General features: G+C 56.5%; 20 protein-coding genes. 4 read left to right on the plus strand and 16 right to left on the minus strand.

All coding sequences use genetic code 11. From position 1 onward, the window contains the following. Positions 1–467 precede the first annotated feature (467 nt). The 6 genes from GOV85_RS01195 to purC form a co-directional block, all read right to left on the minus strand. Positions 468–1802, minus strand: coding sequence for a sigma-54 dependent transcriptional regulator (locus GOV85_RS01195; protein WP_050603452.1), 1335 nt, complete (start codon positions 1800–1802; stop codon positions 468–470). Between the two features lie 12 nt (positions 1803–1814). Beyond that, the gene (locus tag GOV85_RS01200; protein ID WP_171174196.1) at positions 1815–3593 is read right to left on the minus strand and encodes an ATP-binding protein; all 1779 of its coding nucleotides are present in this window, start codon (positions 3591–3593) and stop codon (positions 1815–1817) included. Positions 3594–3629: 36 nt separating this feature from the next. Next, on the minus strand, positions 3630–4298 hold the full coding sequence (gene purQ, locus GOV85_RS01205) for a phosphoribosylformylglycinamidine synthase subunit PurQ (RefSeq protein ID WP_171174198.1): 669 nt from the start codon (positions 4296–4298) through the stop codon (positions 3630–3632). An 11-nt stretch (positions 4299–4309) separates the two neighbouring features. After that, on the minus strand, positions 4310–5353 hold the full coding sequence (locus tag GOV85_RS01210) for a zinc-dependent alcohol dehydrogenase family protein (RefSeq protein WP_171176176.1): 1044 nt from the start codon (positions 5351–5353) through the stop codon (positions 4310–4312). 4 nt (positions 5354–5357) lie between these two features. Next, positions 5358–5588 carry a phosphoribosylformylglycinamidine synthase subunit PurS gene (purS, locus tag GOV85_RS01215; protein WP_171176178.1) on the minus strand — a complete coding sequence of 77 codons (231 nt, stop codon included), beginning with the start codon at positions 5586–5588 and terminating at the stop codon, positions 5358–5360. Positions 5589–5824: 236 nt separating this feature from the next. Then, complete coding sequence (gene purC, locus GOV85_RS01220) at positions 5825–6580, minus strand: phosphoribosylaminoimidazolesuccinocarboxamide synthase (RefSeq protein WP_171174200.1); 756 nt, start codon at positions 6578–6580, stop codon at positions 5825–5827. Positions 6581–6767: 187 nt separating this feature from the next. Here purC and GOV85_RS01225 point away from each other — a divergent pair, with 187 nt between their 5' ends. Both GOV85_RS01225 and bmt read left to right on the plus strand, forming a co-directional pair. Then, complete coding sequence (locus GOV85_RS01225) at positions 6768–7085, plus strand: DUF1476 domain-containing protein (protein ID WP_171174201.1); 318 nt, start codon at positions 6768–6770, stop codon at positions 7083–7085. A gap of 122 nt (positions 7086–7207) precedes the next feature. Further along, the gene (gene bmt / locus GOV85_RS01230) at positions 7208–8221 is read left to right on the plus strand and encodes a betaine--homocysteine S-methyltransferase (protein ID WP_171174204.1); all 1014 of its coding nucleotides are present in this window, start codon (positions 7208–7210) and stop codon (positions 8219–8221) included. A gap of 11 nt (positions 8222–8232) precedes the next feature. On the opposite strand, the gene GOV85_RS01235 is transcribed toward bmt, so the two are convergent. The 10 genes from GOV85_RS01235 to GOV85_RS01280 all read right to left on the minus strand — a co-directional run bounded on the left by GOV85_RS01235 (position 8233) and on the right by GOV85_RS01280 (position 19673). Next, on the minus strand, positions 8233–9009 hold the full coding sequence (locus tag GOV85_RS01235; protein ID WP_171174206.1) for an enoyl-CoA hydratase-related protein: 777 nt from the start codon (positions 9007–9009) through the stop codon (positions 8233–8235). 75 nt (positions 9010–9084) lie between these two features. Continuing rightward, on the minus strand, positions 9085–9540 hold the full coding sequence (locus GOV85_RS01240; RefSeq protein WP_171174208.1) for a cytochrome c-type biogenesis protein: 456 nt from the start codon (positions 9538–9540) through the stop codon (positions 9085–9087). Beyond that, positions 9537–11501: a heme lyase CcmF/NrfE family subunit gene (locus GOV85_RS01245; protein WP_171174210.1), complete on the minus strand. Its 1965-nt coding sequence runs from the start codon at positions 11499–11501 to the stop codon at positions 9537–9539. The genes GOV85_RS01240 and GOV85_RS01245 overlap by 4 nt, the downstream gene beginning before the upstream one ends. A 75-nt stretch (positions 11502–11576) precedes the next feature. Continuing rightward, complete coding sequence (locus GOV85_RS01250) at positions 11577–12155, minus strand: holin family protein (RefSeq protein WP_171174212.1); 579 nt, start codon at positions 12153–12155, stop codon at positions 11577–11579. After that, a complete protein-coding gene (locus GOV85_RS01255; RefSeq protein ID WP_171174215.1) occupies positions 12146–12757 on the minus strand; it encodes a holin-associated N-acetylmuramidase in 612 nt (203 codons plus the stop codon). Before GOV85_RS01255 ends, GOV85_RS01250 begins: the two co-directional genes overlap by 10 nt. Before the next feature lie 144 nt (positions 12758–12901). Beyond that, positions 12902–13348 carry a cytochrome c maturation protein CcmE gene (gene ccmE, locus GOV85_RS01260; RefSeq protein ID WP_171089834.1) on the minus strand — a complete coding sequence of 149 codons (447 nt, stop codon included), beginning with the start codon at positions 13346–13348 and terminating at the stop codon, positions 12902–12904. A gap of 7 nt (positions 13349–13355) precedes the next feature. Continuing rightward, on the minus strand, positions 13356–14384 hold the full coding sequence (gene argC / locus GOV85_RS01265) for an N-acetyl-gamma-glutamyl-phosphate reductase (RefSeq protein ID WP_171174217.1): 1029 nt from the start codon (positions 14382–14384) through the stop codon (positions 13356–13358). A gap of 94 nt (positions 14385–14478) precedes the next feature. Beyond that, entirely contained in the window at positions 14479–15288 is an 810-nt protein-coding gene (locus GOV85_RS01270) for a glutamate racemase (RefSeq protein ID WP_171174219.1), read from the minus strand. Between the two features lie 8 nt (positions 15289–15296). After that, the gene (locus tag GOV85_RS01275) at positions 15297–16175 is read right to left on the minus strand and encodes a lysophospholipid acyltransferase family protein (protein ID WP_171174221.1); all 879 of its coding nucleotides are present in this window, start codon (positions 16173–16175) and stop codon (positions 15297–15299) included. Between the two features lie 78 nt (positions 16176–16253). Continuing rightward, positions 16254–19673: an indolepyruvate ferredoxin oxidoreductase family protein gene (locus tag GOV85_RS01280; RefSeq protein ID WP_171174223.1), complete on the minus strand. Its 3420-nt coding sequence runs from the start codon at positions 19671–19673 to the stop codon at positions 16254–16256. 169 nt (positions 19674–19842) lie between these two features. On the opposite strand from GOV85_RS01280, the gene GOV85_RS01285 reads away from it, so the two are divergent. Continuing rightward, a complete protein-coding gene (locus tag GOV85_RS01285; RefSeq protein WP_171174225.1) occupies positions 19843–20751 on the plus strand; it encodes a LysR family transcriptional regulator in 909 nt (302 codons plus the stop codon). Between the two features lie 270 nt (positions 20752–21021). Further along, positions 21022–23262 (plus strand): mechanosensitive ion channel family protein, encoded by a 2241-nt coding sequence (locus tag GOV85_RS01290; RefSeq protein ID WP_171174227.1) that lies wholly within the window; start codon positions 21022–21024, stop codon positions 23260–23262. Positions 23263–23434: the final 172 nt, after the last annotated feature.

Below are 23434 nucleotides of genomic sequence, written 5' to 3' on the forward strand. Positions count from 1 at the left end.
GTCCAGGCGGACAGGCGCATTTGGGGAGGTGTCTTGTCAGGGCGATTTCGGACGGCGCGCGGCAAGGTCTGGCGCTGTGGCCCCCTGCCCGTTCTCTCAATCGTTGCGCGCGCGTCATCGCGGTTCTTCTCCGACAGGCGCGTATGACCGCTGCCTGCCCATTTATTCCTTTCGCCCAAGGGTCCTGGGCTCAGGTACTACACTGCCCCGTTCGGGGCACAATCGGCCTGCTGAACCGCGAGGGCTTGATCCTCATCAACAGATCAGCAGCGAAACTCAAAAATTCGGGTCTTATGGGCGTCAAATTCGCCTGGCCCGTTCACACACCATAAAAGCAACCCTGTGGAAAAGACAATGGGCAAACTGCATTCCGCGAAAATGCGCGCGGGCGGATCCCTTTCATCTGGCTAAAAATACCTCGGGGGAGTCGCCCAAGGCGACGGGGGCAGCGCCCCCATTCGCGTCACTTAAAGATAGTCTGAACGCTGAAGACCATATTTGGCCATTTTTTCATTCAGCGTCCGGCGCGGCAGGCAGAGTTCGTCCATAACAGACGCAATCGAGCCTTTGTGGCGGCGCATCGTATTGTCGATCAGCATCCGCTCGAACGCTTCGACATATTCCTTCAGCGGCTTACCTTCGGTGGTCATCACCGGCTGCATCTCTTCATGGTCCGACATCAACAGCGACGCAATCGTTCCCGATCCACGGCGCGATTGCAGCACGGCGCGCTCGGCAATATTGATCAATTGGCGCACGTTGCCCGGCCAGGGCGCTTGCAACAGCTGCGCTGCTTCCTGAGCGCTGACCTGAGGCGCATCACAACCGTATTCCTCGGCAAACTGCTCGCTGAGGCGCGTGAAGAGGGTCAGAATGTCCTCACCTCGCTGACGCAGTGGCGGCATCGTGATCCGCAACGCGGCCAGTCGGTAAAACAGATCAGGGCGCAGAACATCCTCAGAGGTTTTTCCCGCTTCCTGCAGATTCGAAATCGCAACGATCCGGGTCTCGGCAGGCGTGCCCTGCTCGTTCATCACGCTCAGCAGCTTGGCCTGTAACGTATCGCTCAGCGCCTCAACATCTTCCAGCACCAGCGTGCCACCGCGCGCTTCTTCGATTGCGGGCAATTGCGCATCCTCGGGCATCATCGGGCCAAACAACCGTTTGGCCAGCGCATCTTCCTCGAGCGCTGCGCAGGATACCAAAACAAACTTCTTGCCCGCGCGGCTGCCCACCGCATGCAGCGCATGCGCCACCAGCGTCTTGCCGGTTCCGGTCTCGCCGTCGATCAACACATGTCCGTCGGCCTGCCCAAGGTCCAGAATATCCTCTCGCAACCGCTCCATCACCGGGCTGGCACCGATCAGCTTATTCATGATCTGCGTGCCACCCGACAGCTCGCGTCGCAGTGCACGGTTGTCCAATGTCAGGCGACGGGCATTGCTGGCGCGCTTGGCCAGTTCGGACATGCGATCGGGATTGAATGGCTTTTCGAGGAAATCGAACGCACCGACACGCATCGCCTCGACCGCCATTGGAACATCACCATGTCCGGTGATCATGATCACAGGCAGGGTGCTGTCGGCGCCCATCAATTTTTTCAGAAGCTGGATGCCATCCATCCCCGGCATTTTGATATCCGAAATCACGATCCCCGGGTAATCCGGCCCCAAAACCTTGAGCGCATCTTCCGCACTGGCAAAGGTTTCAGTGTCATATCCGGACAAAGCAAGCCACTGGCTGATCGACTGGCGCATGTCCTGTTCGTCATCCACAATGGCAATTTTCATGGCCTGTGCCATAGTCATTCCTCGTTATTCCGCGGCCTCAAGGCCGTCGCTTCCCAGTGCTGGCAACTGCATTTCAAACACCGCGCCGCCGTATTGTGCATTGCGCGCAGTCAGCCGTCCTCCATGGTCGTTCACGATCCCAGACGAGATAGCAAGCCCCAGACCTACGCCATCTCCAGGCTGTTTGGTGGTATAGAACGGCTCGAACAGGTTCTCGATGTCCTCGATGCCGTGCCCGTTGTCACGCACGGTCAGGACCGCCATGTCGCCCGCCGCCAGGATGATTTCCACATCCGGCTCTGCTACTGATTTGGTGGCATCCAGCGCATTTCGCAAGAGGTTGACCATCACCTGCTCGATCCGCATCCGGTCCCCCATCACCATCACAGGTTCTTCCGGCAGGATCTGAGTGATCTTCACATGACGCTGACGCAGTTGCGGCTCCATCATGGACAAGGCCGAGGCCAGCGCTTCACCAAGATTTACAGGCGAAAACGCATCCGCCCCTTTGCGGGCATAAGACTTAAGCTGGCGCGTGATCGCACCCATCCGTTCGATCAGGCCATCGATGCGCCCAAAGCTGGCCAGCGCCTCTTCCGGTCGGTTGCGCCGCAACAACAGACGCGCCCCGGCGAGATATGTTTTCATTGCAGCCAGAGGTTGATTGAGCTCGTGACTGACCGCAGCCGACATCTCGCCCAACGCCGCCAATTTCGAGCTTTGCGCGAGGGTCTGTTCTGCCAAATCCAGCGTCTTTTCAACCCGTTCCCGCTCAGCAATTTCTCGCTGTAGCCGCGCGTTCAATGCGCGAAGCTCTGCCGACTCGCGCTGAAACAAGGCCATGCGCAAGGTGGCCCGACGGCTGAGCGCATAAAACGTAAGCGCCAGAAGAATCGCAAACCCCATGATTTCCAGCGCGAGCACGCTGTTCACCTTTTCGCGGATCGACTCAAAGGTGGTGAACGACGTCATTTGCCAACCGCGAAATGGGATGCGTGTTTCCATCCGCATCACCGCCTCGCCTTGCAGGTACGCGTCAGGTGGCAAAGCCGTCCAGTCGGTTGTGGCCCGAATGGCGCGTTGAATTGCGCCCTGTGGCGGTTGGCGCAGCATTGCCGTGCTTTCTTCCAAGCCGCGCCAACGTGGCTCGGTGGACAGGATGATCGTTCCGGTGCTGTCCGTGACCATCACCGCGTCTGATATACCGGCCCATGCGCGCTCGAATTTCTGAAGATCCACCTCAACAACGATGACACCCAGAATTTCCGATCCATTTTCCAGTCGCCGGGAATACACAAAACTGTATCCGCCGGATTCCTTCGGAATGACGGAAAAAATTGTCGCGTTCGATCGGACGGCGTCCACAAAATATGCGGTATTTCTGTGCCCTTCGCCTAGTCTGTTCCGATCGGTCGCCGCGACTGTCCGACCGTCGCTGTCCAGCAGCATCAAGGATGCGGCGCCTATTTCTTCTACAAAAGAGATCAACCGCTGCGTTGAAAGCGTGTAGTCACTGGATTGGAGGGCGGAAATCAAGGTTGGGTCACGAGCCAGCAACTGCGGCACGATTGAGTTTCGTCGCAATTCGCTGAGCAAGTTTCCGGAATACAAGGCCAGCCGTAGTTCAGCCCGGTTTCGGGTGGATTCCGTGAACCTGTCAGTCAACAGGCGGTTGGTAATCCAGACCGTTGCGATTGTTGCGACTAGCAACACCAGCACAGACAGGCGCAGCCGCCAGCCCAGTGGCGCACCACGAAACGGTTTCAACAGATTTGACCAGGCTGATCGCACGTCCGAGTTCATGTCCAGACGTTACGCGCGGGCGCGCGTGACCTCAAGTCACGCCGCTTCAAACACGCCCGACAATGCGCGGAACAGCGCCGCCCCGTCGGTGCCACCGTGACCTTCGTCAGCGGCCCGTTCGGGGTGCGGCATCATTCCCAGCACACGGCGGTTTTCCGACAGAATGCCTGCAATATCACCCACCGAACCGTTGGGATTCTCGGTATAGGTGAACGCGATACGGTCTTGATCCTGCAATGCCGACAGCGTTTCGTCGTCCGCAAAGTAATTGCCGTCGTGATGCGCAATCGGAATGCCGATCACGTCACCCGCATTGTAGCCGGCGGTAAACACGCTATCGCTGGTTTCAACCTTCAGGCCCACTGATTTACAAATGTACTTCAGCCCGGCATTGCGCAGCAACGCGCCTGGCAGGATACCCGTTTCTGTCAAAACCTGGAAACCGTTACAGATACCAACTGCATATCCACCACGTTCGGTATGATCCACAACCGCTTTGCAGATCGGTGACTTGGCAGCGATGGCCCCGCAGCGCAGATAGTCGCCATACGAAAAGCCGCCCGGTACGCCCACGATATCTACACCGTCGGGCAACGCTGCGTCTTTGTGCCAGACCATATCAACCTTGAAACCGGCCTGCTCAAAAGCGACGGCGAGGTCTCGGTCACAGTTGGATCCGGGGAATACGATTACGGCTGCGCGCATGGCGGGCCCTCCTACGAGACAAAATCAGTAACCACCGCAACGCCCGGAGGGGTCGGATGATCAAAGGCGGCAAGCTCAGCGCTTACCTGGTTGAGAGATATTTTACGCGTGACCAGTGGGCTCAGGTCGATCCCGCCCCCTGCGATCATCGACAACAAGGACGGATAACGCCAGCTTGGCATTCCCCGTGTACCGAAAACAGAAAGCTGGCCAGAGTACAGCACATCCATTGGCAGTGCCATCTGGGTGTGATCCCCCGCAGGCATTCCGATCTGCACCATGCGCCCCAGTTTGCGAAGGGACCGCATCGCGGAGACAGTCGTCACTTCAATGCCCAAGGCTTCAATTGCAACGTGCGCGCCGCCGCCAGTGATGTCCTTCACGGCTTGCGACGCATCACAGGTCGTCGCATTCACGACCGCGTCCGCGCCCAGAGACATGGCATAATCCAGCTTGTCGTCTGCGATATCGACCACCACAACCCGTGTACCAAGGGCCTTGCCCAACAGCAGGGTCGAGATTCCAACGCCACCGCCACCAAAGACCGCAATCCATTCCCCACCCTGAACCTGCGCCCGTCCGACCAATGCCTGCCATGCTGTCGTCACCCGGCACCCAAGGGCGGCCGCCACTTCGGGCGCAATGCTGTCGGGCAACAATGTAAGGTTAGCATCCGCATGGGCTACAGCAATGTATTCGGCAAAGGCGCCATCGCAGGTGAACCCAGGCACAATCTGATCGTTGCAGATTGTCTGATGCCCCTGCGCACAATCCGCGCAATGTCCGCAAGCCAGAATGAAGGGAGCAATCACCCTGTCGCCAACCCGCCACCGGGTGACGCGGGGGCCAACCGCAACAACCTCGCCACAGTATTCGTGACCGGGTGTCATCGGAAGGATTACGTCCGGGTCCGCGCCTGACCACGCATGCCAATCGGATCGGCACACGCCACACGCCAAAACCCGAACCACAACACCATCTTCGGCGGGTTCGGGGTCGGGTACCGTCGTAACCTCAAGTGGTTGGCGATAGGTGATCAGACGCGCGGCCCGCATTCGGTCAGACCAGTTCGATCTCGTAGCGTTCAATGACCGTGTTGGCCAACAGCTTTTCGCACATTTCGGTGACATCCGCTTCGGTTGCACTTTCGGTCAGTTCAAGGTCGATCACCTTGCCTTGACGTACACCTTCGACCTTATCAAAGCCCATTGCGCCCAATGCGTGCCGAACAGCTTCGCCCTGCGGGTCCAGTACCCCGTTCTTGAGCATCACATGCACCCGTGCTTTCATTTTGGCAACTCCACCTTCGGGCCGCAATCCATGGCCCATTTCGTTGCGCGGGGGATAGCGTGCCTGACCGTTTTCGACAACCCTGTTTCCCAAGCAGTTTGCCGCAGTTGTCATCAAGCGAAGCGACTCTTTCGGTTAATCACCAAGAGATGAACCTTCCGATAACGCAAAAACCAAACTGCGCCGCGGTTTTTGCCGCAGCGCAGTTTAGTTGAAACATAAGTCTCCGGAACGGATCAGTTGATCAGTGTCGGCTTGGTGACATTGGTATTCGGAAGCACACCCAACCGGCGCGCGACTTCTGAATATGCATCGGTCAGATTGCCCAGATCGCGGCGGAACACATCCTTGTCCAGCTTCTGGCCGGTCTCAATATCCCACAGGCGGCAGCTGTCGGGGCTGATTTCGTCAGCCACGATCAGGCGCTGATAGTCGCCGTCGAACACGCGTCCGATTTCGATCTTGAAGTCCACCAGCCGAATACCAACTGCCAGCATCACGCCGCTCATGAAATCGTTCACCCGCAGAGCAATGCTGAGGATGTCGTCCATGTCCTGCTGGCTGGCCCAACCAAAGGCTGCGATATGTTCTTCTGTAACCAGAGGATCACCCAGCGCGTCGTCCTTGTAACAATATTCGACGATCGGGCGCGGCAGTTGAGTGCCTTCTGCTATGCCCAGACGTTTTGTCATCGATCCGGCGGCATAGTTTCGAACGATCACTTCCAACGGAACGATTTCGCAATTGCGCACCAGTTGTTCGCGCATGTTCAGGCGGCGAATAAAGTGGTTCGGGATACCGATTTGGGTCAGGCCGTTCATAAAGAACTCGGACAGGCGATTGTTCAATACGCCTTTGCCGTCAATAACGTCCTTCTTTTCCGCGTTGAACGCGGTGGCGTCATCCTTGAAATACTGCACGATTGTGCCCGGTTCGGGACCTTCATACAGAATCTTGGCCTTACCTTCGTAAATTTTCTTGCGACGCGCCATAAGCGACCTTTCCAGTCTGAGCAGAGGGATTGAGTCCCCTCTCGTTGGCGTCCTCATAGTGCAAGCCCCCTTTTCTCGCAAGTTCATGTACCCGAGAGGCTTTGACGCAGCGCAAATACCTTGCGCACGGGACGTCGTATGGTCATATCATCAGGAAACAAGATGTAACCCAAGAGGTCCTCACCCAATGACCACGTTCGACGAACGCGAAAACGCCTTTGAAGCCAAATTTGCTCATGACGAAGAAATGCAGTTCAAGGCCCAAGCCCGCTGCAACAAACTACTGGGCCTATGGGCGGCAGAGAAACTGGGAAAAACCGGTGCCGATGCCGAAGAATACGCAAAGACGGTTGTAATCGCCGATTTTGAAGAAGCCGGGCACGAGGATGTTGTGCGCAAGGTTTCAGGCGATTTGGGTAGCTTGTCCTCGGATGACGAAATTCGGGCGAAAATGGCCGAGCTTTTGCCAGAGGCCAAAGCGCAGGTTCTGAGCGAGACCGACTAAGCGATTAGCGCCTGACTCATGATCTTCATGAGTTTTATGAATTTGATTTGACGCCCCTGTCGTGTGACATGGGGCGTCTCTATTTTTTAACGGCGATTTGCGCCTTTTTCTGGAATACCCCAATGACAAATGCGCTGAGCAAGCTTCTGGACACCAATGATGCCATTCTGGCGGATGGAGCGACTGGAACAAACCTGTTCAACATGGGCCTGCAATCCGGCGATGCGCCTGAACTCTGGAACGTGGACGCTCCCGAAAAAATCAAAGCCCTGTATCAGGGTTCCGTCGATGCGGGCAGCGATCTTTTCTTGACCAATACGTTCGGTGGCACATCGGCGCGGCTCAAATTGCATGACGCACAGAATCGCGTGGGCGAACTGAACCGCATCGGTGCGGAACTTGGGCGTGAAGTTGCGGACAAGGCGGGACGCCCCGTTGTGGTCGCTGGATCCGTTGGCCCGACCGGCGAGATCATGGAACCCGTCGGAAGCTTGTCTCATTCCGAAGCGGTGGAAATGTTCCACGAACAAGCCGCAGCACTGAAAGAAGGCGGAGTGGATGTGCTGTGGGTCGAAACCATCAGCGCGCCCGAAGAATTCCGCGCCGCCGCCGAAGCGTTTGCGCTGGCCGATATGCCCTGGTGTGGCACCATGAGCTTTGACACAGCGGGTCGCACAATGATGGGTGTCACCTCGGCTGATCTGGCGCAACTGGTTGAAACGCTGCCAAACCCGCCCATTGCATTCGGAGCCAATTGTGGAACCGGCGCATCGGATATTCTGCGCACTGTTCTGGGCTTTGGCGCACAGGGCACGGAACGTCCTCTGATCTCAAAAGGTAACGCGGGCATTCCGAAATACGTGGATGGCCACATCCACTATGACGGTACACCCGAATTGATGGGGCAGTATGCAGCTATGGCGCGCGACGCAGGTGCTACGATCATTGGCGGTTGCTGCGGGACCATGCCCGATCACCTGCGCAAGATGCGCGAGGCGCTGGACACCACATCCCGCGGCGAGCGCCCCACCCTGGAACAAATCACTGATGCGCTTGGTCCGTTTACTTCGGCCTCGGACGGAACCGGCGATGATGCTGCACCCGAGCGCCGAGCGCGCCGCCGCCGCCGCGCCTAAATTCGACCTATTCAGCGCCCTTCGAATTTCGGAGGGCGTTTTTCCATGAATGCCACCACACCTTCGGCGAAATCGCGCGAGCGACCGCATTCGCCTTGCAGATGCGCTTCGGTCGCAAGCTGCTGAGGCAGGGTGTTTTCATATGTCCCACGAACAGCTTGCTTGATCGCGCCATAGGCGGCGGTCGGACCTTTGGCCAGGTATTCCGCCCGTTTGCGCCAATGCGCAGCGAAGTCTTCATCAGGGATGGCCTCCCAGATCAGACCCCAATCATCTGCCTGCCGTGCGCTGATCTTGTCAGCAAACAAAGCCGCCCCCATCGCCTTGGCCAGCCCCATTTGACGTGGCATGAACCAGGTTCCGCCAGCGTCGGGCAGCAACCCGATCCGAGCAAAGGCCTGCAGGAAATAGGCGCTCTCGGCAGCAATCACTACATCCGCGCACAGGGCAAGGTTGGCTCCTGCCCCAGCCGCAGCTCCGTTCACGGCCGCAATCGTTGGCACCGGACAGCTGTGAATCGTCTCCAGCATCGGCTCATATTCGTCCCGCAACGAACGTTCCAAGTCAATCTTGCCGGTTGACGACGCATCACCCAAATCCTGTCCCGAGCAAAAAGCAGGTCCAGCGCCGGTGATCACGATGCACCGGGCTCGGGTCGCCGCATCTTTCATTGCGTGAGTGATTTCAGCTCGCATCTGAGTTGTCAGAGCGTTCATCTTGTCAGGTCTGTTCAATGTCAGAACTGCCAGCCCGTCAGAAATATCCAGAACAACCGTTTCGTATTTCATGAAAACCCTCCCGTCGCGCCTTGCGTTTTTGCACACTTACTGACCCAAACGGGATGGGAAAAGCAGAACCAAACGTCAGTCTTCAAGAATTCGGCGCAGGCGTTCCTTTTCGTCCTCACTCAGCGTCGTGCTCTCAACTGAAGCGTGGGCTTTGGCGCGGTTGCGCAGAAAGTTCAGCCCGACCCCGGCTGCAATCAGCAACATGATGGGTCCGGCGAGCCAAAGAAACAGGTTCGAACCGCTGGTCGTCGGCTTCAGCAGAACGTATTCGCCATAGCGATCTACGATAAAGGCAATTGCCTCTTCATCGCTGTCACCCGCGACCAAACGCTCACGCAGCAACAGGCGCAAGTCACGCGCAAGATCTGCATTGCTTTCGTCGATGCTCTCGTTCCGGCAAACAAGGCAGCGTAGGCCAGTGCTGAGGTCGCGCGCCCGCTGTTCGAGGACCGGATCATCCAGCACCTCGTCGGGCTGCACCGAAAACACGGGTGTCGCCAGCAGCATTAGGATCAGTACAAGGCGTTTCATTCTGCGGGCACTCCGCCAACCGGGGTTTTTCTGGCCCCAGCCGCAACACGGAATCGTCTGTCACATAGGCTTAGGATACCGCCTAGCGACATTAGAATGCAGCCACCCCAGATCCAGTTTGCGAGCGGTTTGATATAGGTCCGCATGACCCAGCCCCCATCGGCCTGCTGATCGCCGATCACGACGTAAAGGTCGCCCAGGAAACGATAGTCGATCGCAGCCTCAGTCGTGGGCATACGCGCCACCGGATAGTCGCGTTTTTCCGGGTGCAGGGTGCCAATCAGACGTCCATTCTTTTCAACCAGGACATCTGCCGTGGTCGAGAAATAGTTCGGCCCCTCAACCTGCCGCACATCTTGCAGGGTCAGCGTGAACTGCCCCACCACGAACGGCTTGTTGGGTTGCGCCACGCGAATATCTTCGGCCTCCCACGCAGTCAGACCAGCGACCGCGAAGATGGTGACGCCCAAACCGGTATGAGCAACCGCTTTTCCCCAATCCGCGCCCGGCAAACGGAACAGGCGCTTAAGGCTGCCATTGCGGCCTGTGCGGCTCCACAAATCAAGCGCTGCACCAAAGGTGATCCAGGCCCCAAGGAACAGCCCAACCGGCCCAAGCGCGCTGCGTCCGGTTTGCATCGCCCAAACCAGCAGAGCAATTGCCAGCGCAAGGCCAAAGGCATAGCGCAGCGACCACGCGGTCTTGCCAATCCTTCCCCGCTTCCAAGGCAACATTGACCCAATCGGCAGGATCAACCCAAGCAGCACCATGAACGGAGAGAACGCCGCATTGAAGAACGGAGCACCGACCGAGAGCTTCCGGTCGAACATCATCTCAGCCACCATCGGCCACATGGTGCCTACGAACACAACAAAACAGCTGACAGCCAGCAGCACGTTGTTCGCCACCAAAGCGCTTTCGCGGCTGACCATACCAAACACACCCTTGGCCTCCATCGCTTGGGCGCGCGCGGCAAACAGCGTCAATGCCCCGCCGATAAAGAACACCAGGATCATCAGGATAAACACGCCACGTTCGGGATCGGTTGCAAAGGCATGAACAGACGTGAGAAGCCCAGACCGCACAATGAATGTGCCGATCAGTGAAAATCCGAATGCGATGATTGCCAGCAAAATGGTCCAACTTTTCAGCGCCTCGCGCTTTTCCACAACGATAGCCGAGTGCAACAGCGCGGCTGCCAGAAGCCACGGCATGAAAGAGGCGTTCTCAACCGGGTCCCAGAACCAGAAACCGCCCCAGCCGAGTTCGTAGTACGCCCACCAGGACCCCAACGCGATCCCGATCGTCAAAAAGACCCATGCTGCCAGTGTCCAAGGCCGCACCCACCGCCCCCATGCGGCGTCGACGCGGCCTTCGATCAGGGCGGCAACGGCAAAGCTGAACGCCATACTCAGCCCCACATATCCGAGATAGAGAAACGGTGGATGGAAGGCCAAACCGGGGTCTTGAAGCAGTGGGTTCAGGTCGCGCCCGTCAAACGGCGCAATTGCAAGCCGGTCAAACGGGTTTGACGTGAACAAAATGAAGGCAAAAAATGCGACAGCAATTGAAGACTGCACGGCCAACACACGTGCCTTAAGCGTTGGCGGCAAACCGCCCCCAAAAAACGCAGCCATCGCACCGAACAAGGTGACAATCAGCACCCAAAGCAACATGGACCCTTCGTGGTTCCCCCATGTCCCACTTATCTTGTAGATCATCGGCTTGGCCGAGTGGCTGTTCTCAACCACGATCCTCAGGGAAAAGTCGGACACGACGAAAGCCCAGATCAGAGCACCGAAGGAAAATGCCGTTAGCAGGAACTGAACAATGGCCGAAGGCTCGGCAAATGCCATCCATCCGGTCCAACGTTTCGAGGCACCGATCAGGGGCACCACGCTTTGCACGATAGCGACAAAGAAGGCGAGAATTAGGGCAAAGTGGCCGAGTTCTGTAATCATGCCCCGGAATATACTCCGGGGCCAATCCGGGGGCCAATAACTTTCGCCAGATCCGGGGGCACATAGTGTCGCGGGTCAGGTCCCACGACGCTTGCGCCAGTCTTCCAGCGCAGGGTTGGCATCAGGGCGCGTGATGTCTTGCGTCAAAGCTGAATCCGGGCCAGGATCCGCAGCCCCCGGGCTGTCGGCTCGCAGGGCGCGCAACTGCTCGATATTGTTCAGGACGGCAGGCAATCGCAGCATTGAAACACCGATATCCCTTTGAAACTCCTGCATCTTCACCTGATGCCGTGCTCCAAAGTAAAAGGAAACGATAACGCCCAACAACCACCATAAAGGTTCCGGCACCAAAGCCATGCCTTGCATCCTAGCCGCAAACCACAGCGGATCGACCATGGCCGCGATGAACAACCCCAGCGTCCCCAAGGCCAAAGCCGGACGTGGCAGTCGATTCACACCATCCATAAACCGGTCAAATGAACCTTTTTGCGCAGTTTGGAATTCACCACCAAATTGCAACATGGCTTGCGCTTGAACCTCGGCTCCTCTCTGCGCGCCTGCTTCGGCGTTTTCGCGGTAAAGCTCAACGGTTTCTCTTACCCCATTGCGTCCATTCCCAAACAACAGCGCCAAGACGCCCGAGATCAATCCCATGCTTCCACCCTTCTTTGAAACGCGTCATCTGACATGTGATAGCGGTGCGACAGAAATTCTTCGGCGCGTTTAATCCAGCCACCTTTGCCCCCTGACCGGCTTTGCGCATATTTTCTTAACGCCGGTCGTCGATCCGCCAGACGAAAGTAGTAATTCCGCCGCGCAATCCCGTATGCATCCCGCAGTGTGGATGGGTCCGGCTGGGCTGCACTTACACAAGCTGCTGCGGTCTTTGGACCAATCACGCCATCCACTGCCACATTGAAGCCCATGTCTCGCAAAAGTCGTTGCAAGATTTTCACTGCCTGAGATCCGGCGTTCACATACATGTCAAAGACCGAAGCGTGCAGCACATTCGGCAACGACGAAACACGTGGCTTATCAAAGTAATGCTGAACAAAGATGTCGACCGCTTTTTGCCGCGTGAGCAACCGCACGTCGGCAACATCCACAGCACCATCGCCAGTCAAATCCAATCCCAGACGTCGCATTGTGTGAATGGTCACACCGTATTTCGTGGCACCGCCGGGGTCGTCCGGATCATCCACAAACCCGCCTTCTCGTGCAACGATGTCTTCTGCGATCTGCCGAACCGTTTGCATGACATCCCCCAATTTTAACAATCGCGGCAACGGTCCGACAAACCTGTTAACATCCAGAAACGACAAAGGGCGCTGCAGTTTGAATACGTGCAACGCCCTTTATTCTTTTGTTCAATGGCTACATTTGCCCGAGAAGCCCGACGATCAGCTGCCTTCCGCTTCTTTGTAAACACCTTGCTCTTTCAGCGCGTCCATTACCTCTTTCGGCATGTAAGTTTCGTCATGTTTGGCAAGGATTTCAGTTGCTTCAAACACGCCGTTTACGTAGCTTCCGGTGCCAACCATGCCTTGGTTCTCGGTAAACAGATCCGGCAGAACGCCCGTGAACGAGACCGGGACACTCTCCCCCCCATCCGTAACCACAAAATGAACGGTTTCGCCCTGCCCACGAATGATCGAGCCTTCTTCAACAAGCCCGCCTATGCGGAACACCTCGGTCGGTTTGGGCGGCTCCGCAATTACCTCGCTGGGCGAACGGAAGAAATTGATGCCATCCTGCAAGGCCCACCCAATCAACGCCGTCGATGCCACCAAGGCAACGACCGCTACCAAAATGACTTGTACTCGACGACGTTTCTTAAGCGTTTTCATACCGTCCTCACGGAAATAGAGGGGCCATCATCAGACCCACAGTTTCATCTTCACCTAACATCAGGTTGGCGTTCTGCAAGGCTTGGCCACTGCTACCTTTTGTCAGGTTATCCAGCGCGGCAATCACAATCGCGCGCCGTTCGATCCGGTCAGCCACCACACCGATATGACAGAAATTCGACCCGCGTACATGATGGGTCGACGGCGCCTGTCCCATCGGCAGCATCTGGATGAAAGGCTCATCCACATAGGTCTTTGCCAACGTTTCATAGACGCTTTGCGGGTCGCCCTTGACGTAGGTCGTTGCCAGAATGCCCCGGTTAGCCGGGACCAGATGCGGTGTGAATTGCACATGCACTGTCCGCCCGGCCAGCTTCGAAAATTCCTGATCGAATTCACCCAGATGCCGGTGTGCACCGCCGACCGCATAGGCATTGTACCCTTCACTCAACTCAGCGTGCAGCAGGTTTTCCTTGAGCGACCGCCCGGCCCCGGAAACTGCGCATTTCAGGTCCAGAATGATGTCATCAAGATCAATAACCCCGGCCGAGATCAACGGCCGCAGCACATATTGCCCTGTCGCGGCGTTGCAGCCTGTACCGGCGACCAAGCGCGCCGACCTTATCTCATCCCTATAGAACTCAGTTAGGCCATAAACGGCCTCGCCCTGCTGTTCCAAAGCGCTGTGCGGGTTGCCATACCACTTCTCATATTCATCCGGGTCTTGCAGCCGGAAATCCGCTGACAAATCAATGATCTTCAAGTCTTTCGGCAGGTCCCGGATCACCTCTTGGCTGGTTTTGTGCGGCAAAGCACAGAAACACAGATCAACATTGGAAAAATCGATCTCGGAAATCTTGCACAGATCCGGCAAGTCCATGTGCCGCAGATGCGGAAAGACCTGCGTCATACTCATCCCAGCCTTACGTTCGGCGGCCAAAGCAACGATGTCCATGTTCGGGTGCTCGGCGATCAGCCGCACCAGTTCAGCGCCGGTGTAACCAGAAGCGCCCAGAATTGCGATTTTATGGGTCATGTCAGACCTCTTCTTTACGTGTGTCACATATCACGACCGCCGATGTGACGGTCTTTGAACTAGAAAATTCGGGGAAGTGCGTCCTTGACCTAAATCAGGCCGCCTCGAACGATATTTGTCGTCGGAGGAACTGCGTCGCTCGGTCACTGACAAACCCTGGCTTGCCCGTGGTCAGAAAACCACCGCCGCCGTCGCCCAGCATGTTGGGGTGACGTTGCAGGTAATCGGCCAGACTTTCGGCCACCAGATCCCCTTGGCTAAAGACCTGAACATCCGAACCCAGGGCCGCCTGAAACGTCTCGGCCATCAACGGGTAATGCGTACAGCCCAGAATTGCGGCCTGCGGGTCCGGCATTTTGCGTTTCAACGCATCAACATGGCTCCGCACCAGCGCCTCGGCCAAGATCATATCGCCATCTTCAATAGCATCAACCACACCACCACATGCCTGCGCTTCGACGTCCACGCCAATCGCGCGGAATGCCAGTTCCCGCTGAAAGGCCCGGCTGGACACAGTGGCAGGCGTCGCGAACAAGGCCACATGCTTAACGGCCACTTCGCGTGGTGGAGAGTTGTCCCCCCATTGCCGCTCGGTCAGCGCTTCGATCAAGGGAACAAAGACGCCTAGCACTCTCTTACCCTCGGGCACGCCCTCTTCCTGCATCCTGCGCAGGGCGGCAGCGCTTGCGGTGTTGCATGCCAGAATCACCAGATTGCACCCGCGATTCCACAGTTCGTGCACGGCCTTGCGGGTCAGCTGATAGATATCCTCGGCGTCGCGTACACCGTAGGGCGCATGCGCACTGTCCGCGAAATACAGGAAATCCACGTCGGGCAGCCGTTGCTGCGCGGCATTCAGGACGGTCAGACCGCCCAAACCGGAATCAAAGATACCTACTGCCATTAGCCCCTTCAGGCGCGATGCCGTTCCTCAAATTCATAGCCGTAGTCATAGGACTCCAACGGCTTCGGAGACAGCTCATACGTGGCTTTGCGCAGGAAATCCATCATCTTGCGCGTATCCTTGCCAAGCGGGTCCAAAACATCGCGCCCAATAGGCTCTCCGATCACCACTTTCACAGGGGTATCGACGCGCTTTTTGAATTCTTTGATGAGCAGACCCATACGCAGGGTGTTGTGCAGATGGCTTGCGATCTGGAACAAGCGCGATGTGTGCCCGTCGAAGAAAACCGGCACAACCGTTGCATTGGATTTCGCCACCATTCGAGCCGTGAAGCCACGCCAGCCCGGATCCATAGGGTGCGCAAACGGCTTGACCCCGGTGCTGACTGTCCCGCCCGGAAAAATGCCAATCGCCCCACCCTCGCCCAGATAGTTGAGAGCCGTTTTGCGAGTCTCCAAATTCAGCTTCATCGCTTCTTTCGTTTCATCAAACGAAATGGGCAGGATGATGCGGTTCAGATCTTCAGCCTTGCGGAACACGCGATGCGCCAGAATTCGGAAATCTCCGCGCGCCTCAGACAGAATGTGACCCATTATTAGACCATCCAGAATGCCATAGGGATGATTGGCAATCAGGATCAGGGAGCCATCCGTCGGAATGTTTGCAAGCGATCCCCCCACAACATCCAATGTCAGCCCATAGCGTTCGACCATAACGGCCCAAAAGTCGCGCCCGTTGGCAACGTCTTTTTCGTATCCGTCGGCGCGTTTGATCAGGCGCATACGGCCAGTCGTATTCTCCATAAGCTTAATAACCATTCGCCCGCCTTTGGTCTCGGCAGAATGGGCATAAGAAATGTCACGAACGGCATCACGACGCGATGGCATGTGGGTCTCCGGTTTGTTGCCTGCAAAATAGGTGCAAGTAACAATTTTGCCTAGCTATCGTGACGCCCTTGTGACGATTTACTCCGCCGCTGCCTGCAACTCGGGCCCGCCGCTGCGGATGGATGCCAGCAACTCCTCGCGCCGTTTGGCTGCCTTGGCCTCGTTTTCCTGCAAAACAGGTCCGAAACCACGGATATCCAATGGCAGTCGAGCCAAGGCAGAGATCGCATCACGTGTGTCCTGCGACAATAACGGCAACACTTCGCGCATGTCCTTTTCGTACTGCCGGATCAAAGCACGCTCCATTTTGCGTTCGGACGAATACCCGAAGACATCGAACGGTGTGCCGCGCAGCGCCTTCAACTTTGTCAGCAGCTTCAATGGGCCTATGACAGATTCGCTGAATGCGCGCTTCTTGGGCCTGCCGTTGCTGCCCGATCCTCCGAAAATCGGCGGCGCCAGATGAAACGTCATCTTGAAATCGCCATCAAACTCGGCCGCCGCCTTTTCCCGACTGGTCAGCAGAAGGCGGGCAACCTCGTATTCATCCTTGTATGACAAAAGCTTGTGATAACCCTTTGCGACTGCTTCGCGCACCTCAGCGTCCTCAACGCTGTCAACCAACTTACGATACCGTTTCGCCAACCGGGCGCTTTGGTATTCGGTCAGGTGCTGTGCACGGAACTCGATGATCTGGTCCAGCGTTTTCGGCATCTCCGCCACGGTTGGGGACAGTATGGACTGTACCTCATCCGGATGCAGCACCGCCCAGCGGCCGATATCAAACGCACGCTTGTTTCGTTCGACCGCCGTTCCGTTCAACTCAATGGCGTCAAAGATCGCCTGATGGCTGACGGGCAACAACCCGCGCTGCCAGGTCGCGCCAAAGATCATCATGTTGGAATAGATCGAATCCCCCATCACGGCGCGCGACAGATCGGTTGCGTCAAACAATGAGACATCTTCTTTCAGCCGCGCCTGCAAGGCCAGTTCCAGCTGATCGGCTGGAATGCGGAATTCCGTATCGCGTGTGAAGTCGCCCGTGACCGTTTCATGGCTGTTTACGACTGCGCCGGTGCGTCCGGTGCGCGTCAGGCCCAAGGTCTTCGCCCCGGCGGAAACCACCAAATCGCCGCCGATCAGGGCGTGGGCTTCACCGGTGGCAACGCGGATCGCGCTGATATCTTCGGGGCGATTGGCCAGACGGCAGTGGATATGAACCGCACCACCTTTCTGCGCCAAGCCCGCCATTTCCATCATGCCCGCGCCTTTGCCATCGATCTGCGCCGCCTGAGCAAGAATTGCGCCAAGGGTAACGACGCCAGTACCCCCTACACCCGTGATGACCACGTTATGCGTTCCCTTGATCTCGGGAAGCTCGGGCATTGGTAGGTCCGGCAGATCGATCTCGGTCGTTGCCTCTTTGCGGATTTTCGCACCCTCAAGTGTCACGAACGAGGGACAGAACCCGTTCAGGCAGGAAAAGTCCTTGTTGCAACTTGACTGATCAATGGCTCGCTTACGGCCCAGTTCGGTCTGTTTCGGCACGATCGATACGCAGTTCGACTGCACCCCACAATCGCCACAGCCTTCGCAGACATCAGTGTTGATGAACACTCGTTTGTCCGGGTCCGGGAACGTGCCCCGCTTGCGACGGCGGCGCTTTTCAGCCGCGCAGGTCTGAACATAGACAATGACCGAAACGCCTTCGATCTCGCGGAATTTCTCCTGCACTTGCATAAGATCCGCGCGCTCATATGTTTGAACGCTGGCTGGCAGAGCCTTGAAGTTAACGTCTTCCTTTTCGTCATAAACCAGAGCGACCTCACGGACGCCCATCGCTTTGACCTCTGCAACGATCCGTTCTGCGGTCAGGTCGCCTTCGTTGTCCTGCCCACCGGTCATGGCGACCGCGTCGTTGAACAGGATTTTGAAGGTGATGTTCGTTCCTGCAGACAACGCCGCCCGGATCGCTTGAACGCCCGAATGGTTATAAGTGCCGTCGCCAAGGTTCTGGAACACGTGTTTGGTGGTCGAAAACGGAGCTTCACCAATCCAGTTCGCGCCTTCACCGCCCATTTGGGTGAAACCTGTCGTCTCGCGGTCCATCCACTGAACCATGTAGTGACAGCCGATACCGGCATAAGCGCGGCTGCCATCAGGCACTTTCGTCGAACTGTTATGCGGACAGCCCGAGCAGAAATACGGAAGCCGTGTCGCGATTTCCTGCGCGTTATCGGCCCGACGCGCTTCGGACAATGATGACAGCCCAGCCCGAATACCATCGGTTTCGCGCCCCTCTTCGATCAGGATTTCACCCAGTTTTTCGGCGATCATGATCGGATCAAGCGCACCACGCGTCGGGAACAGTTCTTCCCGGTGCAGCGCCCCTGCCCCACCTTTGTACCAGCCATAAACCCTGCGGCCGCGCCGATCGTCAAAGATGGCCTCCTTGACCTGAACCTCAATCAGCTTGCGCTTTTCCTCGACGATCACGATCAGGTCCAGCCCTTCGGCCCAGTCATGGAACCCGGCCATATCCAACGGGAAAGTCTGCCCCACCTTGTAAGTGGTGATCCCCAGCCGTTCGGCCTCGGCCTCGTCGATATTCAAAAGCGAAAGAGCATGTGTCAGATCTAGCCAGTTCTTGCCTGCAGCCACAAAGCCGATCTTGGCACCGGGTTTGCCCCACATCCGCTTGTCGAGCTTATTGGCATGGGAAAACGTTTCGGCCGCGAACCTTTTGTAGTCGATGACGCGCGTTTCCTGCAGGTGCGGAGTGTCACCCAACCGAATGTTCAACCCACCTTCCGGCATGTCGAATTCAGGCACAACGACCTGCATCCGGTTCGGGCTGCCATCCACAACCGAAGTGACCTCGATTGTGTCTTTCATCGTTTTCAAACCGACCCAGACCCCAGCAAAGCGACTGAGTGCGAAGCCGTATATGCCGTAGTCCAGAATTTCCTGAACGCCAGCGGGGCTGACAATCGGCATATACATGTCAACCAGCGACCATTCGGACTGATGCAAAACCGTCGAGCTTTCACCGGTATGGTCATCACCCATCGCCATAAGGACGCCGCCATGTTTGGCCGTTCCGGCCATGTTCGCGTGGCGCATAACGTCGCCGGACCGGTCAACGCCAGGACCTTTGCCGTACCAAAGCCCGAAAACGCCATCGAACTTGCCATCCGCGCGCAATCCCGCCTGCTGACTGCCCCAAAGCGCAGTTGCAGCCAGATCTTCGTTCAATCCGAACTGAAACGTCACATCGTTTTCAGCCAGCGGCTTTTGGGCGCGCATCATCTGCTGATCGACCGCACCAAGGGGCGAACCTCGATAACCGGTAACTAGGCCCGCCGTGTTCAGGCCCGCTTGCCGGTCCCTTGCTTTCTGCATCAGCATCAACCGGACAAGCGCCTGAGTTCCGTTCAAAAGAACGGGGTTTTTCTCAAGATCAAACCGGTCGTTTAACGTTATCTGTGGCTGACTCATCAGACGTCTCCCCTCGTCAGATCAGTGTGCTTCATTTCGATGCATTTTAGGTCATAATTTCTGACCTGTATAGGATTTATCCACTGATAAGTAACGATTTCGCCCTTTGAATGTGGAACTTGTCACCTCTTTCATATAGGCATCCAAAAGGATAACGAAAGTTGCGGTGATGGATTGGGACAAGCTTAGAATATTTCACGCAGTGGCCGATGCAGGCAGCCTGACCCACGCAGGTGACAAGCTCAATCTGTCTCAATCCGCCGTGAGCAGACAGATCCGTGCATTGGAAGAATCGCTGGATGCGACCCTTTTTCATCGTCATGCGCGGGGACTGATTCTTACCGAACAAGGTGAATTGCTGTTTGACGCCACATCCGCAATGTCGAAACGGCTGGATGCTGCAGCCGCGCGCATTCGGGACAGCGAAGAAGAGGTCTTTGGCGTCCTGCGGGTTACGACCACATTCGGCTTCGGAACTCTCTGGCTGGCCCCGCGCCTGCCTAAACTGTACGAGCAGTACCCCGATCTCAACATCGACTTGATGCTGGAAGAACGCGTTTTGGACCTTCCCATGCGTGAGGCGGACGTCGCCATTCGCATGAAAGAACCCAGTCAAGCCGACTTGGTTCGCAAGCGTTTGATGACGGTGCAAATGATGCTGTACGCGACGCAGGACTATATCGAGGCTCATGGTGGAACGTTGAATTCGTTGGACGAAATCAAAGACCATCGACTGATTTGCCAAACCCCCGCAGCACCGCAAGTCGGAGCCAGCGCAGCGATGGTGCGCCACCTGATGACCTACAATCCAGGGTCGTTACTGACCGTGAACAACTATTTCGGAGTACTTCAGGGCGTTCTGCACAATCTGGGTATTGGGGTTCTTCCTGATTATGTAACGCAGGATTTTCCGCATCTGGTGCCGGTACTGTCCGACATCGAAACCGCTGATGTTCCTGTATACTTGGCCTATCCCGAAGAGCTCAGGCATTCGAAGCGCGTCGGCGCGTTCCGTGATTTCGTTCAGGATGAGATCATTGCGCAGCGCAAGCAATTGAAACAGATGGGTAAACTCTAGATATGCACCCATAGCATATCGGGCATGAGGTCTTAACAGGGTTAAACTCCTTGAACCTTCACAAACTGACACCTAAATGAGCACTCGAAGGCGGTGATGCTGAAACGCTCATCATCTTCATACCTCCCTGTTGGACTACGGCCGAGCTTATAGCTCGGCCTTTTTTTTGCGCGGCCAAAAGCATTTAGCCAGCGAAAGCTCTGGGAAAAATACACGCATAGGCATATGATCCCCAAAAAACGAAACAATTTCGTGTTCGAGGGAAAATCAATGTTCCACCCACTCCGCCTCATGCTGGCGATCATTTCCGCTTTATTTTTAGCGACCCCACTTCTGGCACAAGGCACCAGCACGCCGTCCTCAGTGACGATTCCCGAAGATCTGACACCCGAACAGGTCGACGACCTTGTTGCGCGGATGTCTGACGACCAGGTGCGCGCGATTCTGTTGGAGCGGCTTGATGCTGTTGCAGAAAAGCGGGCCGAAAGTGGCACGACCGAAAAGGGTATATTTCAGGCCATCTCGGACACCGTTAGCACCATGGCCGCGTCCTGGATGGATGTTATCAGAAAGATCCCTCTGTTAATTTCAGCTCAGGTTCAAGCATTCTCGAATTTCGGAAGTAGCTTTGGGTCCAGCGGGCTAGTTAGTCTTTTTGGCTTCACTTTCATCGCCCTAGCGGTTGGTTTTGCCGCCGAGAAGATCGTTGGGCTGTGGACGCGCCGATGGCTTAAAGTAGTTGATGGAGATGCTTCTACAAACCTTCGAGGTGCGGCCACCTATTTGTTCAAACGCTTTTGCGGTGAGTTTCTTGGCCTTCTGGTCTTTTATTACACTCTGGTTTTTGTAGGGCGTCGGCTTTTGGACGAGCCTCAGATCGCGCAGGCTGCACCATTTGTTTTCTTCCTAATTTGGTTCCCTCGTTTGGGTGCAGCCATTTCGCGTTTCATTCTAGCCCCGCAACAGCACGATCTTCGTATGGTCAATGTTAGCGACCACTGGGCGAGTTACCTGCATCGCAACTTGATCGGCTTATTCCTGCTGATTGGGTTCACCATGTTCATTTTGGACTTCAACGCCATCAACGGCGTCCCACCGGGTGAATCCCGTTTGGGTTTCTGGCTGAATACAGCGATTCACATCTACATCGCGGTGATTGCCTGGACGGCACGTGATGGATTGTCCGACATGATGCGTGGTTCAGACCCTGATCGTACACGGTTTGATGAAGAGGTAGCGAGGCTCTACCCTTACATTGCTATCGGTGTTTCCGCCGGCACTTGGCTGCTGGTCGAGTATCTCGCAGCGCAGAACAACCCGGTGGTATTTGGCCTTCTGGCACATGGAGCACACTTCGTCACCATGTTCTGGCTGCTGATCGCTCCTGCTTTGGATACGCTGATCCGTGGCCTGGTACGTCACCTTCAACCACCTATGCTTGGCGACGGCCCTGTCGCAGAGCGCGCCTATAAGTCCACCAAGCGAAGCTACATTCGTATCGGGCGGGTTCTGGCCGGTGTTTTGGTCATTCTTATGATCGCCAATGCGTGGGACCTTGACCTTCAGGAAATCGCAGGCGGTGGAACTGAGTCCGGCAGCAAAGTGATCCAGTTCTTTATTATAATCGCGGTCGGGTACATCCTGAACGAAATCGTTTCACTTTGGATAAACCGCCGCCTCGCAAAAGAACAAACAGCCGCCGAACAAAGCCCGGATGAAGAAGCCGGTGAAGGCGGAGGTTCCGGCGGATCACGTCTGGCGACTGTTCTGCCACTGCTACGCGTTACTGCACAAGTAGCCATTGCCGTTATCTTTGTTCTTCTGGCTTTGGGTGCGTTGGGTATCAACATCACACCTCTGTTGGCCGGTGCCGGTGTTCTGGGTCTGGCCATCGGTTTTGGCGCACAGAAACTGGTCGCCGATATCGTGGGCGGGATTTTCTTCCTGATCGACGATGCCTTCCGCGTAGGTGAGTATGTGGATGTGGGCGGCACAATGGGCACGGTTGAGAAAATCTCGATCCGCTCGATGCAACTACGCCACCACCGCGGTCCCGTTCACACCATTCCCTATGGTGAGATTCAGAAACTGACCAATTTCAGTCGCGACTGGGTGATCATGAAGCTGAAGTTCACCGTGCCTTTCGACACTGACCCCAACAAGGTCAAAAAGATCTTCAAGAAGATCGGTGCCGAGATGATGGAAGACGAAACTCACAAGGATGGTTTCCTTCAGCCCTTCAAGTCTCAGGGCGTGTTCGACTTTGACGATGTCGGCATGATCATCCGCGGCAAGTTCATGGCAAAGCCGGGCAAGCAGTTCACCCTGCGCAAGGAAATCTTCAACCGGGTCAAGGCCGCCTTCAAGGAGAACGGCATCGACTTTGCCCGCCGTGAGGTGCGCGTTGCAATCCCGGGCCTGGATGATGCTGAAAACCTGACCCCCGAACAGAAAACAGCTGTTGGTGCCGCCGCGGCAGCTGAACTCAACAAGGACCAGGGACAGGCGTAACCTTCGCGGTTTGTTCCTGCGATCTGCACCAAAGCTTCGGTGCTTTCATACGGAACCGGCGCCGCCGTCGGTTCCGTTTTTCTTTGAAAGACGCAGCCTGCGCCGTCTTGACCCTTTCCACACGCGCGCGCTTGCCCTACAAGGCGCGAAATCTCGGCCCACTTGGACACAG

It is taken from the genome of Ruegeria sp. HKCCA4633, from assembly GCF_013034605.1.
Lineage (GTDB): Bacteria > Pseudomonadota > Alphaproteobacteria > Rhodobacterales > Rhodobacteraceae > Ruegeria.

Excerpts from the sequence above, each read along its gene's own strand:
- GOV85_RS01195 (WP_050603452.1), bottom strand. The coding sequence starts at position 1,802 with ATGGCACAGGCCATGAAAATTGCCATTGTGGATGACGAACAGGACATG.
- GOV85_RS01200 (WP_171174196.1), bottom strand. The coding sequence starts at position 3,593 with ATGAACTCGGACGTGCGATCAGCCTGGTCAAATCTGTTGAAACCGTTT.
- purQ (WP_171174198.1), bottom strand. The coding sequence starts at position 4,298 with ATGCGCGCAGCCGTAATCGTATTCCCCGGATCCAACTGTGACCGAGAC.
- GOV85_RS01210 (WP_171176176.1), bottom strand. The coding sequence starts at position 5,353 with ATGCGGGCCGCGCGTCTGATCACCTATCGCCAACCACTTGAGGTTACG.
- purS (WP_171176178.1), bottom strand. The coding sequence starts at position 5,588 with ATGAAAGCACGGGTGCATGTGATGCTCAAGAACGGGGTACTGGACCCG.
- purC (WP_171174200.1), bottom strand. The coding sequence starts at position 6,580 with ATGGCGCGTCGCAAGAAAATTTACGAAGGTAAGGCCAAGATTCTGTAT.
- GOV85_RS01225 (WP_171174201.1), top strand. The coding sequence starts at position 6,768 with ATGACCACGTTCGACGAACGCGAAAACGCCTTTGAAGCCAAATTTGCT.
- bmt (WP_171174204.1), top strand. The coding sequence starts at position 7,208 with ATGACAAATGCGCTGAGCAAGCTTCTGGACACCAATGATGCCATTCTG.
- GOV85_RS01235 (WP_171174206.1), bottom strand. The coding sequence starts at position 9,009 with ATGAAATACGAAACGGTTGTTCTGGATATTTCTGACGGGCTGGCAGTT.
- GOV85_RS01240 (WP_171174208.1), bottom strand. The coding sequence starts at position 9,540 with ATGAAACGCCTTGTACTGATCCTAATGCTGCTGGCGACACCCGTGTTT.
- GOV85_RS01245 (WP_171174210.1), bottom strand. The coding sequence starts at position 11,501 with ATGATTACAGAACTCGGCCACTTTGCCCTAATTCTCGCCTTCTTTGTC.
- GOV85_RS01250 (WP_171174212.1), bottom strand. The coding sequence starts at position 12,155 with ATGGGATTGATCTCGGGCGTCTTGGCGCTGTTGTTTGGGAATGGACGC.
- GOV85_RS01255 (WP_171174215.1), bottom strand. The coding sequence starts at position 12,757 with ATGCAAACGGTTCGGCAGATCGCAGAAGACATCGTTGCACGAGAAGGC.
- ccmE (WP_171089834.1), bottom strand. The coding sequence starts at position 13,348 with ATGAAAACGCTTAAGAAACGTCGTCGAGTACAAGTCATTTTGGTAGCG.
- argC (WP_171174217.1), bottom strand. The coding sequence starts at position 14,384 with ATGACCCATAAAATCGCAATTCTGGGCGCTTCTGGTTACACCGGCGCT.
- GOV85_RS01270 (WP_171174219.1), bottom strand. The coding sequence starts at position 15,288 with ATGGCAGTAGGTATCTTTGATTCCGGTTTGGGCGGTCTGACCGTCCTG.
- GOV85_RS01275 (WP_171174221.1), bottom strand. The coding sequence starts at position 16,175 with ATGCCATCGCGTCGTGATGCCGTTCGTGACATTTCTTATGCCCATTCT.
- GOV85_RS01280 (WP_171174223.1), bottom strand. The coding sequence starts at position 19,673 with ATGAGTCAGCCACAGATAACGTTAAACGACCGGTTTGATCTTGAGAAA.
- GOV85_RS01285 (WP_171174225.1), top strand. The coding sequence starts at position 19,843 with ATGGATTGGGACAAGCTTAGAATATTTCACGCAGTGGCCGATGCAGGC.
- GOV85_RS01290 (WP_171174227.1), top strand. The coding sequence starts at position 21,022 with ATGTTCCACCCACTCCGCCTCATGCTGGCGATCATTTCCGCTTTATTT.